This window comes from Streptococcus downii (genome assembly GCF_004353325.1).
Taxonomy (GTDB): domain Bacteria; phylum Bacillota; class Bacilli; order Lactobacillales; family Streptococcaceae; genus Streptococcus; species Streptococcus downii.
In genome coordinates this window covers 161,738-175,626 of sequence record NZ_MZNX01000009.1, presented here as the reverse complement: position 1 = coordinate 175,626, position 13,889 = coordinate 161,738, and the positions used below count along the sequence as shown (strand labels likewise).

Annotated in this window: 15 protein-coding genes; 1 reads left to right on the top strand and 14 read right to left on the bottom strand. The window is 40.9% G+C overall.

The genetic code is table 11. The annotated features are described in order from the left end of the window. The first annotated feature begins 10 nt into the window (after positions 1-10). A complete protein-coding gene (locus E2R31_RS07065) occupies positions 11-874 on the top strand; it encodes a hypothetical protein (RefSeq protein ID WP_061408616.1) in 864 nt (287 codons plus the stop codon). Between the two features lie 90 nt (positions 875-964). Here E2R31_RS07065 and E2R31_RS07060 read toward each other — a convergent pair whose 3' ends face one another. The 14 genes from E2R31_RS07060 to rplA all read right to left on the bottom strand — a co-directional run bounded on the left by E2R31_RS07060 (position 965) and on the right by rplA (position 13,869). Next, a complete protein-coding gene (locus E2R31_RS07060) occupies positions 965-1,426 on the bottom strand; it encodes an ECF transporter S component (protein WP_061408613.1) in 462 nt (153 codons plus the stop codon). Next, complete coding sequence (locus E2R31_RS07055; RefSeq protein WP_132973652.1) at positions 1,404-2,177, bottom strand: bifunctional hydroxymethylpyrimidine kinase/phosphomethylpyrimidine kinase; 774 nt, start codon at positions 2,175-2,177, stop codon at positions 1,404-1,406. The genes E2R31_RS07060 and E2R31_RS07055 overlap by 23 nt, the downstream gene beginning before the upstream one ends. Further along, positions 2,167-2,916: a tRNA pseudouridine(38-40) synthase TruA gene (truA, locus tag E2R31_RS07050; protein WP_132973650.1), complete on the bottom strand. Its 750-nt coding sequence runs from the start codon at positions 2,914-2,916 to the stop codon at positions 2,167-2,169. Before truA ends, E2R31_RS07055 begins: the two co-directional genes overlap by 11 nt. A gap of 96 nt (positions 2,917-3,012) precedes the next feature. Beyond that, positions 3,013-4,164 carry an MFS transporter gene (locus E2R31_RS07045; RefSeq protein ID WP_132973648.1) on the bottom strand — a complete coding sequence of 384 codons (1,152 nt, stop codon included), beginning with the start codon at positions 4,162-4,164 and terminating at the stop codon, positions 3,013-3,015. A 112-nt stretch (positions 4,165-4,276) separates the two neighbouring features. Then, positions 4,277-4,900, bottom strand: a complete 624-nt coding sequence (locus tag E2R31_RS07040) for a Pr6Pr family membrane protein (protein WP_132973647.1) — start codon at positions 4,898-4,900, stop codon at positions 4,277-4,279. A gap of 2 nt (positions 4,901-4,902) precedes the next feature. Continuing rightward, on the bottom strand, positions 4,903-5,241 hold the full coding sequence (locus E2R31_RS07035) for a zinc ribbon domain-containing protein YjdM (RefSeq protein ID WP_132973645.1): 339 nt from the start codon (positions 5,239-5,241) through the stop codon (positions 4,903-4,905). Positions 5,242-5,451: 210 nt separating this feature from the next. After that, positions 5,452-5,970: a Dps family protein gene (locus tag E2R31_RS07030; protein ID WP_165941801.1), complete on the bottom strand. Its 519-nt coding sequence runs from the start codon at positions 5,968-5,970 to the stop codon at positions 5,452-5,454. A 149-nt stretch (positions 5,971-6,119) separates the two neighbouring features. Then, positions 6,120-7,901 (bottom strand): ABC transporter ATP-binding protein, encoded by a 1,782-nt coding sequence (locus tag E2R31_RS07025; protein WP_132973641.1) that lies wholly within the window; start codon positions 7,899-7,901, stop codon positions 6,120-6,122. A gap of 8 nt (positions 7,902-7,909) precedes the next feature. Further along, positions 7,910-9,646 carry an ABC transporter ATP-binding protein gene (locus E2R31_RS07020; RefSeq protein ID WP_132973639.1) on the bottom strand — a complete coding sequence of 579 codons (1,737 nt, stop codon included), beginning with the start codon at positions 9,644-9,646 and terminating at the stop codon, positions 7,910-7,912. Between the two features lie 178 nt (positions 9,647-9,824). Further along, positions 9,825-10,583, bottom strand: coding sequence for a triose-phosphate isomerase (gene tpiA, locus E2R31_RS07015; RefSeq protein WP_132973637.1), 759 nt, complete (start codon positions 10,581-10,583; stop codon positions 9,825-9,827). A gap of 96 nt (positions 10,584-10,679) precedes the next feature. Continuing rightward, positions 10,680-11,357, bottom strand: a complete 678-nt coding sequence (locus E2R31_RS07010; RefSeq protein WP_132973635.1) for a DnaD domain-containing protein — start codon at positions 11,355-11,357, stop codon at positions 10,680-10,682. An 8-nt stretch (positions 11,358-11,365) separates the two neighbouring features. Further along, positions 11,366-12,310 (bottom strand): homoserine O-acetyltransferase MetA, encoded by a 945-nt coding sequence (gene metA / locus E2R31_RS07005; RefSeq protein WP_132973633.1) that lies wholly within the window; start codon positions 12,308-12,310, stop codon positions 11,366-11,368. Between the two features lie 181 nt (positions 12,311-12,491). Further along, on the bottom strand, positions 12,492-13,004 hold the full coding sequence (locus E2R31_RS07000; protein ID WP_001049316.1) for an adenine phosphoribosyltransferase: 513 nt from the start codon (positions 13,002-13,004) through the stop codon (positions 12,492-12,494). A 175-nt stretch (positions 13,005-13,179) separates the two neighbouring features. Next, positions 13,180-13,869, bottom strand: a complete 690-nt coding sequence (gene rplA, locus E2R31_RS06995) for a 50S ribosomal protein L1 (RefSeq protein WP_001085675.1) — start codon at positions 13,867-13,869, stop codon at positions 13,180-13,182. Positions 13,870-13,889: the final 20 nt, after the last annotated feature.

The following is a 13,889-nucleotide window of genomic DNA, read 5'->3' as shown; positions in this document are numbered from 1 at the left end:
GTATTATTTTATGTTAAATGATTTCTTTAAATTAGTTGACAACGTTACTAACGAAACTTCTAAGGTTGTAAATGGTATCGTTAATGAATCCTCGAAGGTTGTTAATGATATTGCTAATGAGACTTCAAAAGCCGTAAAAATAGTTGTCGATGAAACTTCAAAAATAACTGGCAATACTGTAGATGGAGCTGTGAATATAGTCAATAATACTATGACAGGAATTTCTAATGTTATAAGTATTCCAGGTAAAGTTGTAAATATTATTCTTGAAGTACACTCATGGAATAGTCAAGAGCGTCTTGAAAAGAAACAAGATGAGGAGCTTAGACAATCTTTATCCATTCAATTTCCAGAATTCTTAAATCAAGAAGAGTTCAATAGAATAATTCACGAAGAAACCGATAAAATTATTCGAATAAAAAAAGTAGAAATTAGCCAAGCTTTAATTAATTTGGAGGTATATTCAAATAGTCGAATTTCAACTTGGTGTTTTACTTTAGATTATAATGATTATGGAATTTTAACAGGAAAAGTTAGAATCTCAAGTGAAAACACTGACTCAAGTATGCCTAAAAATGTTAGTTTACGAATTTCGGAGCGGCTTAATGATATTTTAAAGAATCAGTATATTCTTCCACCTGATGATTATGAGATTTTACTTGCAAAAGAACCTTTCGAAGTAAAAGAGCTTTTTGAGAATATTGGATTTCATAATGTAACATTACTTGAAGAAAAATATGAAAAATTACCTCATTTTATTAAAAATTACAAAATACATAGTATTACAATAGAAAATTGCAAATATTTTGATAAAGATTCCTATTTTGATAGTAATTCTTCTGTTGTAATTTCCTATTATCTACAGGAAGACTGAGAGTCAAAATAATAAAACGCATAGTATCAAGTTTATTCAACACCTGATACTATGCGTTTTTTGATTTTAAAGACTTTTGACTCAACCTCTCTACTTAATCTTCTTAACACTCTGAAAGACTACAAATCCCACAACCATTCCCAAGGTATTTTGCAGGAAGTTTGGAAGGATTTCTGGCAAGGCTGCTGACCAGCCATTCATAAGGGTAGAACCTAGGGCGTAGCCACTTACCATGACGATAGTAGCCAAGACAAGGCCTAGCCATTGCCACTTCCCTTTAAAACCTGCAAAAAATCCTTGCAAGCCATGGTTCACTAAACTAAAGAACATCCACTGTGGATAGCCTGATAAAAGGTCAATTAGGAATCCTGCTAGTCCTCCAACGACAGCTCCTTCTTTACTGCCAAAGTAAAAGGCAGTAAAGAAAATACCTGCATCCAAGAGAGTCAATATTCCTGTTGGCGTTCCAATTTTCAAGTAATAACCTAGAACCACAGAAAGGGCGGTTAGAAGGGATACAAGGGCGATTTTAGTTGTTTTTGTTTGCTTCATATTGTCTTACTCCATATTGATCTGCTTGTGCAATGGCACGGTAAACGAAAGCTTTAGAGCTCTCCACTGCTGTTAAAAGTTCATCACCTTTAACCAAGTGACTGGCAATGCTTGAGGCAAAGGTGCATCCTGCACCAGCATTCTGCCCTTGGATAACGGGATTTTCTAGGACAGTGAAAGTTTGTCCATCATAAAAGACATCCACAGCCTTGTCCTGACTAAGGCGATTGCCTCCCTTGATAATAACTGCCGGCGCTCCTAAATCATACAATTTCTGCGCTGCAGCTTTCATATCTTCCAAGGTTTTGATCTCCTGATCAGCTAGCAATTCTGCTTCTGGGAGATTAGGTGTAATCACGCTAACATGAGGAAAAAAACGAATCAACTCTTGACAGAGTTGGCTGACCGCTACATCATGCGTTTCCTTGCAGACCAAGACGGGATCCAATACCACAGGCACTCCCGGACGTTGCTTGATAAAGTCTAAGGCTTTCTCAGCCACACTGACAGTAGGAAGAAGGCCAATCTTAATCCCTGCAAAGTCCACATCACGCAAGCTATCCAACTCATGTTGGAAAATAGTATCATCCGTAGGAAAGACTTCAAACCCCTTTTCTGTCAAAGCTGTCAAACAAGTCACTGCTACGAAACCATGCAAGCCGTTCAAGGTATAGGTAGCCAAATCAGCTGACAGACCTCCACCACTAAAAATATCATTCCCAGAAAGTGCTAAAATACGATTATTCTTCATAACGAATCTCCTTTAAATACAAACCATTTGGTGCCGCCGTTGGACCTGCAAGTTGCCTGTCCTTCTTCTCCAAAATCAAGTCAATCTGCTCAACTGGCATTCGATTATTTCCGATTTTGAGCAGCGTTCCCACCATATTGCGAATCTGCTTATACAAGAAACCATTCCCTGAAAAGCTAAAGGTCAAAAACTGCCCTGTCTCATCAACTGTTAGACTTGCTTCTGTGATGGTCCGAACCTTGTCCTCTACACTAGTCCCAGATGCTGTAAAACCGGTAAAATCATGGGTTCCTTCTAATTTCTTGACAGCCTCCTGCATCCGCTCCACATCGAGGGGATAGGGAAAGTGAGTGGCATAGTGACGACGCATCGGATTCTTAGGACGCCCCCTATCTACTATAAACTCATAGGTCTTGCTATGCTTGGCATAACGGCAATGAAAATCATCCGCCACAAGCTCAATCGAAATCACATCGATATCTTCAGGAGACTGGGTATCCAGAGCAAAACGGAGTTTTTCCTCATTCATTTGATAGGGGAGGTCAAAATGAATGGCCTGACCAAGAGCGTGGACCCCACTATCTGTCCTACCAGCACCGTGAACAGTAACCGCTTGTCCTTTATTCAGCCTCGTTAAGGTTTTTTCGATTTCCTCCTGAACGCTCCGCGCATGGGGCTGACGCTGAAAGCCAGCAAAGGCATAGCCGTCATAGGAAATAATTGCTTTATATCTTGTCATGTGTCTATTTTATCAGGAAATAATAGTACAAACAAGTTTAAAAAACAATAATTGTCTGGGGACAAAAACAAAAAAGAAAAACTTAGGAAATCAATCCTAAGCTTTCTTTTGAAGTGCAACCATGACAAATACGGAAGTCACTATTAACCAGCATCCTAGAATGGTGAAGACCAACATACCGTTTTGAGCTACCAAGCCAATCGCCCCAAGAATGAAAGGTGTCGTAAAGGCTCCAAAGCTACATCCTAGCACTGCAAATGATGTTGCCTGATTAAGGAGCTTGGCTGGTATTCTTTCAGAAAGAAGCTGAAAAACAGTGGTCAAGGCCACACTGTAGGAAAAACCTGCCACAATACTTCCAACTACCATCACACCCAATGACGGAGACAAGGCAATCACAATCTGCCCCAATCCAAAGGTAATGCCTGACCAAAGGAGCAATCTTTCTTTAAAGAGAGAAATCAAGAAAGAAAAACTCACACCAGCCACAATCCCAATCAGCTGCATGACACTAAGAACAAAACTAGATAATTGAGCATCCCCGAGGCCTCTTTCCACCATCAGACTAGGAATACGAATGGTGATAGCTGTGTTAGTGCAGACAACGACTGCTGCTTCGACAGCCAATAGAAAAATTAATCCTTTCATCTGTCCTGTCAAACGAGTCGTTTCGGCCTCTTTTTTCTTTGTTTCTTTCTTTTCTTTGCCATAAGGGACAAAGAGCAGATAAAGGCTCAATACTAAAAATCCCGCACTGTAGGCCAAGAAGGTCACTGTCCATCCCAGGGATAAGAGTTGACCTACCACTAGAGTCAAAATCGATGCCCCGACAACTTCTGCTGATCCGCGGAGACCCAGCATCTGGATTCGTGTCTTTCCATGATAGCGTTCACTGATAATAGAAATGGCCTTGGCATTGATCATCCCCACACCCAAACCAAATAAAATCCGCATCGCAAAGACAAAGTTATAATCCTGATACCAGAAGGGGGCTGTTCCCCCAATAGAGAGGATGAGAAGCCCTAGACTAATTTGAAGACGCTCAGAAAACAAACGTTCCAAAAAACCATTTAAAATCAGCATGATCATGATTCCAAAAGAAGGAAGGCTGACCAAGAGCTCGATTTGTTCTTTGGGATAGCCCTGATAGTAGTCAAACATGGCTGGCAAAGCACTCGAGATGGAAAAGGAAGTAATCAAAACGAGGGAGAGGGCCAAGATACTAGCCCGTTCTAAATATTGTTTCATGAATTTTCTTTCTATATATTTCTCACTGTTGATCCTTTTAAAAGGAAGATGGCAAGAAAAGAAGGAGCCTGTTTGAACTAGAGACTCCGTTCTAACTTTCCTAATAGGAAGACTATTTTCGCTTGATTTGTTTGATCAGATAGAAGATAAAGCCTGCAACCATATAGGCTACAAAAATGATCAAACACCATTTTATGACCACGTCCCAACCCTTAGCCACATTTAAGAAGAAATAAGGGAAGGGATTGTCCTTGGAATTCGGAATATTGAGTTTTAAGACCAGGCCGTTAAACAAGGCAAAAATCATATAAACCAAGGGCAAGATGGTCCACAAGACTGGATCCCAGATCTTGTATTGACCCTGTTTATCGAAGAAGAGGGTATCGGCTAAAAACCAGAGTGGAACGATATAGTGGCAAAGGAAATTCTCCACACGATAAAAGTCTGTCGCTATCGGAGCAAGCATAAAATGGTAAATCACACAGGTAATCATGATACTCATGGTAACGCCACCCTTGAGACGAAGCAAGGTCGGACTTTGCCAATTTTCACCTGAACGGCTCATCACACGGAGCAGATAGCCCGTGAAAATCGTTACCAAAAGATTGGACAACACTGTGTAGTAAAGGAGCATACCAAAACCACCGTGCTTGGTAATCTCTAAATAAACTCCTGTAAATGCCGCTAAGAACAAAAGTACACGACTATAAAAGATAAATTTGTAGTTCAGTTTCATGGCTAGATTTTCTTAACAAATTCTGATTTGAGTTTCATAGCTCCAAAGCCATCAATCTTACAGTCGATGTTGTGGTCACCTTCTACGATACGGATATTTTTGACACGAGTTCCTTGTTTCAAATCCTTTGGCGCACCTTTTACTTTCAAGTCCTTAATAAGGGTCACAGTATCTCCGTCAGCCAATTTATATCCATTGGCATCGATAGCGACAACGCCTTCTTCTACTTCTGCAACTTCTGCAGGATTCCACTCATAGGCACACTCTGGGCAGACCAAGAGACTTCCGTCTTCGTAGACATATTCTGAATTACATTTTGGGCAGTTTGGTAAGTTGTTCATGGGTTCTCCTTATAACATTTCACTATTTTTTGACAATCAAAATTTCTCGAACAGCAACTATTATACCGTAAAATCCTACTTTTGACAATGTGTCCTAAGTCCAGCAAACAAAAAAATCATGCAACTTTTTACAGTTACATGACTTTTAAAAGATGATTGGTCATGGGCACTTATCAAGCACCTCATGATAAAAGGGGTAGCAACTATATTTTACAAACCAGGAGCTTGTCCAAGTTCTGCTGCAAGCATCCAAACTGTTTTCTCAAGTTCAGCCTTAGCACCAACAAAGATATCGTTTGTAACATCATCGCCTTCTTCATCAGTCACATCCAAAGCTTTTTGGAAAAGAGCGATGAGGTAGCGATAAATCGCTAGAACACGTTCCAAGCTTTCTTCAACGTTGCGGAATTCTCCTTCTTCTTCTTCGATTTCACTGTGTTGAAGGAACTCTGTCAAAGTTGAGTAAGGTTTGTCTCCAAGGGTAATCAAACGTTCGCTGATTTCGTCAAGATAACCATCAAGGCTATCCATGTATTCATCCATTTTTGGATGCCATACGAGGAAACCACGACCACGCATATACCAGTGAACTTGGTGAAGGGCAATGTGAGCCACATACAAGTCCGCTACTGCTTGGTTCAATACTTCCTTTGTTTTTGCCAATGCTACTGGCGCTGCTTTAGATAATGTTGTTACGTCTTTTACTGCTTCTTTTTTCAATTCAACCATTTTTCTTACCTCGTAAATATTATTTTTGTAACCAATTTATTGATTACTACCTAAGTATACTACTCCTGGTATACAAAAGCAAGGGAATTAACTCATATTAAAAAAGTTGAAATAGACTGATAATTTAAGAAAAATCTAGCCTTATTTTATTAGCTGACTTGATCGGATTTACTCGAAAATTGACTTTGATAAAGGTCGTAATAGAAGCCTTTTTCTTGGAGCAAGCTTTCATGATTTCCCTGCTCAATAATCTGTCCATCTTTAAGAACGAGAATCTTATCTGCTTCTTGAATGGTCGAAAGACGGTGGGCGATGACAAAGCTGGTTCTTCCCTTCATCAACCGTTTCATGGCTTTTTGAATCAAGAGTTCCAAACGGGTGTCAACAGAGGAAGTTGCTTCATCCAGAATGAGAATTTTAGGATTGGCTAGGAGAGCACGCGCGATGGTCAAGAGTTGCTTTTGCCCGAGGGAAATATTGCTGGACTCTTGGTTCATCTCCATATTGTAACCACCAGGAAGAGTTCGAATAAAGTGGTCTACATTTGCTGCTTTGGCAGCTTCTATTATTTCCTCATCACTGGCGTCAAGATTTCCAAAACGTAGGTTTTCTTTGATAGTACCTTCATAAAGCCAAGCATCCTGCAAGACCATCCCAAACTGACGGCGGTAGTCTTGTCGTGACAACTGACGGATATCCTGCCCGTCAACCAAGATTGCACCTGCTGTAACATCATAAAAACGCATGAGTAGATTAATCAAGGTTGTCTTACCAGCTCCAGTCGGACCTACAATCGCTACCATCTCTCCCGGTTGAACTTCTAGATTAAAGTCTCGAATCAATGGTTTGTTTTCGACATACTGGAAATCAACCTGCTTAAAAGTTACCTGACCTGTTAAGGGTTCAAGGATTTCGAGTTCTTCTCCCTCGACTTCCTCTGTCTCATCCAAGATATCGAAGATACGATCGAGCGAAGACTTGGCACTTTGCATTTGACCCGCAAGTTGAGTGATGTTTTGGATAGGCTGGCTGACCTGCCAAACATACTGAACAAAGGCCTGCATATTCCCCACTGTCAAACGGCCCGCAATAACCTGCAAACCACCAAGAACTGCAACGATCAGATAGGTCAAGTCTGATACGGCATGGAGAGCTGGCATCATGAGTCCAGAGATAAAGCTGGCTTTAAAGCCAACACGTTGGAGGTCGTCCGTAATCTCAGAAAATTCTTTATGAGAAGTTTCCTCACGACCATAGAGTTTCAAGACATTAAAACCTGTGAGATTTTCCTGCACGTAGCCATTCATCCGTCCTAAAATAGCCGCCTGCTCTTTAAAATAAGGCTGAGAACGTTTCAGGATACTTCTTGCACCAAAATAGGTCACTGGAATGGATAGAATCACCACTATAGCCAGCTGAAAGTTTAAGTATAATACCATTCCCATGACGAGGACAATCGTCAAAAGGGCATTTACAATTTGAAGAAAAGACTGCTGAAGGGCATTGGAAACTGTCTCAACATCACTGGTAAAGCGTCCCAATAAATCACCAAACTGGTGTTTGTCAAAGAAAGACACAGGGATACGATTGATCTTTTCAGTCATTTCATTTCGCAGATCTTGGGTCATGGACTGGACCGCATTGGTCATGAAATAGTTGGAATAATAAGAACCAAGTTCATACAAGAAACCTCTAAAGAGATAAATGATTAAAACAGTTCCGATGTAGCCAGTATTGATACCAGCACCTGAAAGGCCCTTAGCCATATCTAAGATGTTTTTTGTCAACTCCGTAATGGCCAGCCCCAAGACAAAAGGCTCCAAGACACTCATGACCACACTTAAAACTTTTAGAAAGACTGCAAAAAAGACAGAAAAACGGTAGGCCTTTAAATAGCTCCACAAACGAGCCAAACTAGATTGTGCTTTCATATTTCCTCCTATTCTTCTGTTAGAGATGCATTTTTCAACTGCGACTCAGCTATTTCACGATAGATGTCATTAGTCTCCATCAATTCCTCATGTCGACCGCGACCCACGATTTCTCCCTTATCAAGAACGATAATTTGGTCCGCATCCATAATGGTCCCAACACGTTGGGCAACGATTAAGACTGTAGCATTTTGAGTGACTTCCTTGAGACGACGGCGTAGAATGGCATCTGTGCGATAATCCAAGGCTGAGAAAGAATCATCAAAAATATAGATATCAGGATTCTTTATAACCGCTCTGGCAATTGAAAGGCGCTGTTTCTGTCCCCCAGAAAGGTTGCTTCCGCCTTCAGCTAGATGGGTCGCAAATCCTTCTTCTCGACTTTCAATAAAATCTTTAGCTTGCGCCACATCTGCCGCCTGATGTAGGTCTTTGTGACTGGCATCTTCCTTCCCATAGCGAATATTCTCAGCGATGGTTCCTGTAAAGAGTAAAGCCTTCTGTGGGATAAATCCAATCTTTTGACGAAGAGACTTAAGTCGGTAATCCCTCACATCGACACCATCAACTTTGATTTTCCCAAGGGTAACATCGTAAAAACGAGGAATCAATTGCACAAGAGAGGACTTACCAGATCCGGTCGAACCGATAAAGGCAATGGTTTCGCCTGGTTTGGCACAGAATGAAATATTGTGCAAAACAGGATTTTCCGTCTCCCCTGGATAAGCAAAGGTGACATTTTCAAATTCCAAATAGCCGTGGGTTGCTGTCTCTCTAACGCCTCCTTCATTGGGATCAATAGAAATCGGCATATCCATGACTTCTTTCAAACGTTCACTCGAAACGGCTGTACGAGGGTACATGGTGAAGAGATTGGATAGGAAAAGGAAGGACAAGAGAGCGTGGAAACTATATTCGATAAAGGCCACCAGATCTCCAATTTGCAAACTACCCTGTTTGATAGGGCCCAGAGCGAACCAGACAATAGCTACAATCATGGCAATGATAATCTGAACAAACAAGGGTTCTGTCAGACCAGTTAGTTTAAACAGACGATTGGAATTAGCTGCATAGACTGCATTTTGTCCTGCAAAGCGTTCCTCTTGAAACTCCTCACGGGCAAAGGCACGAATGACACGAAGCCCCATCAGATTTTCACGAGCGTATTGATTGATTTTGTCCAAAGTTTTCTGCTGTTTCTCTGATAAAGGACGAGTTTTAACAGCAACATAAATGACCACCACAGCCAAGAAAGGTACTGCAAAAGCCACTATCCAAGCTAATGACGGGCTGGTCAAAAAGATCATTAAGATGCTAGACAGCATCATCATGGGAGTGATGACACCCAGTTTTAAGGTCTGTTCTGCAAACTGCATGAGAACAAAGGCATCACTGGTAATACGAGTAACCAGTGAAGATACTCCAATCTTTTCATATTCATGATGAGAATACTCTTGCAATTTGGCATAGAGATCATCCCTCATATCCTTGACCATATTGGTCGTTAGCTTACTAGCAGCGTAGGCTAAGACTATACGCCCCAAGGTTCCACATAGGATAATCACCAGCATGATGGCAGCCCAAACATACAATTGCTGTTCATTCCCTTTGTTCACACCTTCATCAATCATCCGAGCCAGAACAGTTGGTAATCCAAGATTGACGACAACAAAGAAAACCGCTCCAAAGAAATCCATGAATAACCACTTGGGGTATTTTTTCAAATAAGACCAAATATAGAGCATAACTCCCCCTTTCATAACCTTTTGATACAGAAAAGAGCGCGCATCCGCACGCCTTTCCTTCCCTAAGGAACTTTCCTAGTCGGAAAAATTCCTCTTTCACAAGAATACTCCAAGTAAAAACAAGACAGGCAGTCAAAGTCATCTGGTACTTTTGACTGTCTGTCTGGAATAAGTTAGATTATTTTACAAAATCAAGCAATGCCAAGAAGCTTTCAGCTTCAAGTGACGCACCACCAACAAGGGCACCGTCAACGTCTGGGCAAGCCATGTATGAAGCAACGTTTTCAGGTTTAACAGAACCACCGTATTGAACACGAACTTTGTCCGCAACTTCTTGACCAAAGTCAGCCGCTACAACGTCACGAACTACTTTACACATTTTTTGTGCGTCGTCTTGTGAAGCTGATTTACCAGTACCGATTGCCCAGATTGGCTCATAAGCGATAACTGATGCAGCAACTTGTTCAGCTGTCAATCCAGCCAATGCAGCAGATACTTGTGCACCTACGAATTCAGCAGCTTTACCAGCTTCGTAAGTTTCAAGTGACTCACCACAACAGATGATTGGAAGCATACCGTTTTCAAAGATCGCTTTTGCTTTTTTGTTGATATCTTCGTCAGTTTCATGGAAGTAGTCACGGCGTTCTGAGTGACCGATAACAACGTAGTCAGTACCGATTTCTTTCAAAACTTGTGGGCTAGTTTCACCAGTGAAAGCACCTGCATTTTCAAAGTAGCAGTTTTGAGCAGCAACTTTAAGGTTTGAACCTTTAGCAGCAGCAAGAACAGTTGTCAAATCAAGAGCTGGAGCTGCGATACCTGCTTCAACAAGGTCTGATGAAGGAAGTTTTGAGGCAACGGCTTCAACGAATGCTTTTGCTTCTTCTGGATTTTTGTTCATTTTCCAGTTACCAGCGATAAATGGTTTACGTGACATTTCACATACCTCTTTTTTCATTTTATTTTCTATTATTTTATCATATTTATAAGGAGCTTGCAAATCTTACTCTAATTTACAAGATTTTCCGAGCGGCTACTCTTGCCACAAATTCATAGCATCGAGGAAATCAGCCGAAGCTTGCACTTGTTTGGGATTGTTAGCTTCTCGCTCTGCTCGTTTGGCCTCTACCTGAGCCACAGACTGAATACCTTCATGGCGCCAGTTTCGTAGGATTGCCTGAATATATTTCCAGTTTGGCTTGCCATTGAGAACAGCCTCTCGGAGAGCTTCCTTGATCAAATCCGCCTTAACTCCGTCTTCTTTGACAGTCTTAGAAAGATCTTCGATTTCAAATGGTGTTAATAAGCGTCCCAATTCTTGCTGAAAAGTTTCAACCAGATCCTTCAATTGATTCTGCGGGTTGGGGGCAGTTGTATCTGGAGTTTGGTTGTCTAGCAAGCTATCCAAGCGTTCAAAAGCCAAACTAGCATCAAAAATCAGCTCAATTTCCCCATTTAGTTCAATGGTCCGATATTGTAGCAAACCATTTTCAGTCAAATTCGAAATGGATTGGTTGACATCTGCTACCTCTTTGCCAATAATTTCAGCAATCTGGCTAGGTGAAACATCTCCTAAGGCTGTGGTATTTTGTAAATAGAAAAATTGCCAGACCAGAAAATCTTCGCTGGAAGGAAAGAGTTCCTTAAAATGCAAGAGCAGGGCACTTGGCAAAACCAAGTTCCCTGATTTAAAAGCGTCAAAATATGTCATAATTCCTCTTATAAATATCCAAATGAAGCCGCATCGTCCTCTACCTTTTTCCAGTCAAAAGGAGTTTCCTGATAGACAGCATAGTTAACCCAGTTACTGAAAAAGAGGGCAGCTGATGAAGACCAACAGAGACACGGTGTCTCATTCACATCATCATTTTTGAAGTAATTTTCTGGAATGTGAGGATTAAGTCCTTCCTCACAATCACGAAAATACTCTTTTGCTAGAGTATCACGGTCATATTCTAAATGACCAAAACTATAAATCTCACGAAGATCCCGACTGGCTAAAATTGAAACGCCGACTTGTTCTCCCTCAGAGAGGATTTCCAGATTGGTTTTTCCTAATATCTCTTCCTTATAGATTTCTGTATAACGAGAATGGGGAGCTACATAGCTATCATCAAAACCACGAAAGAGAAGATGGCCCTCTTTCAAGGTATCCTGCAGGTAAATGCCTGACAATTTCTGCTCCATCTGGTGTTTATCAACTCCATAGCGAGCATAAAGACCTGCTTGGGCACCCCAGCAGATATGAAGGGTCGAATAGACATGGGTCTTGGACCACTCAAGCACCTGACTGAATTCCTCCCAATAGTCCACTTCCTCAAAAGGCAAGTGCTCCACTGGGGCTCCTGTGATGATCATTCCATCAAAAAAGGCATCCTTGACCTCTGGGAAGGTCTTATAGAAGGTTTCCATATGTTCGGCACGAGTCGTCTTGGAACGGTGGCTCTCCATATAGAGAAAGTCTATGTCCAATTGCAAAGGAGTATTTGCTAAATGCCGTAACAACTGGGTCTCTGTGACCACTTTTTTGGGCATTAGGTTTAAAATCAAAATTTTCAAGGGACGGATATCTTGGTGGGCCGCACGTTGATCATCCATGACAAAGATATTCTCTGTCCGTAAAATCTCAACAGCTGGCAATTTTTTATCAATTCGAATCGGCATAACCTTCTCCTAACTGTACTCTTTTAGAAATAATTGAATGTGTTTGAAGTCAAATCTCAAACACTTAGTCCTTTTATTATACTGCAAGAAGATATAGTTTTCAATTATAGTTTTTCTCTAACTAGCTATAGTTAATTTATATAGCAGATGAAGACAAAACAGCCCCAAGGACTGTTTTTCATTAATAATGCATAAGTACCTTGTAATCGTAATCTCCGATTTTTTCACGGCCTTTAAGCTCATCCAACTCAATCAAGAAAGCACAACCTGCCACAACTCCACCAAGTCTTTCGATCATCTCAATTGTTGCCTTGACAGTTCCACCTGTTGCCAAGAGATCATCTACGATGAGAACGCGTTGACCTGGTTTAATCGCATCAGCATGCATGGTCAAGGTATCAATACCGTACTCTTTCTCATAATCAGCAGAAATGACTTCACGTGGCAGTTTCCCTGGTTTACGAACAGGAGCAAAGCCAATTCCCAACTCAAAGGCAACGGGACAGCCAACAATAAATCCACGAGCCTCTGGACCCACAATCATGTCGATCTTCTTGTCTGTTGCATACTGAACAATTTCACGAACAGCGTAGCTATAGGCATTACCATCTGCCATCAAAGGGCTGATATCACGGAAGGTGATGCCTTCTTTAGGATAATTTTCAATCGTTGCGATATAATCTTTTAAATTCATCTTTTTCTTTCTTTCAAAGTTTTTTACTCTATATTATAGCATATTTTTTAAGAAAGAAAAAAGGAAAAGCACTATTCTCTTGCTCCATCAGGCTATTAATAGAGTTATTTTCCCTGGAATGAACTTATCATCAAAAAAACGAGCACTTTCGTACTCGTTTTTAAAAATCTGTTAATTAAAGTGAGTTTACGTCAACCTTGATACCAACACCTTGAGTAGTTGTGATTGTCAAGTTTGTTACGTAAGTTCCTTTAGCTGTAGCTGGTTTTGCTTTTTGGATTGTTTCGTTGAAAGCTTTAAAGTTTTCAACCAATTTTTCAGCTTCAAATGATACTTTACCGATGATTGCTTGAACGTTACCTGCACGGTCAGCACGGTAAGTAATCTTACCACCTTTAGACTCTTCAACTGCTTTAGCAACATCCATTGTTACAGTACCAGTTTTAGGGTTTGGCATCAAGTTACGTGGTCCAAGGACACGTCCAAGACGTCCAACAAGAGCCATCATGTCAGGTGTAGCGATAACTACGTCGAAGTCCAACCAACCATCGTTGATTTTTGCAACAAGGTCATCTTCACCAACAAAGTCTGCACCAGCAGCTTTTGCTTCTTCAGCTTTTGCACCACGTGCGAAAACAAGAACGCGTGAAGTTTTACCAGTACCGTTTGGCAATACCATTGCTCCACGGATTTGTTGGTCAGCTTTTTTAACGTCGATGTTCAAGTTGTAAGCAACTTCTACAGTTGCGTCAAATTTTGCAAAGTTAGTTTCTTTTGCAAGTGCTACAGCTTCTTCTACACTGTATGCTTTTGTGCTGTCGATTTTTTCAAGAGCAGCACGAAGTTGTTTGCTTTTTTTAGCCATTTTCTATTCTCCTTGTAAGT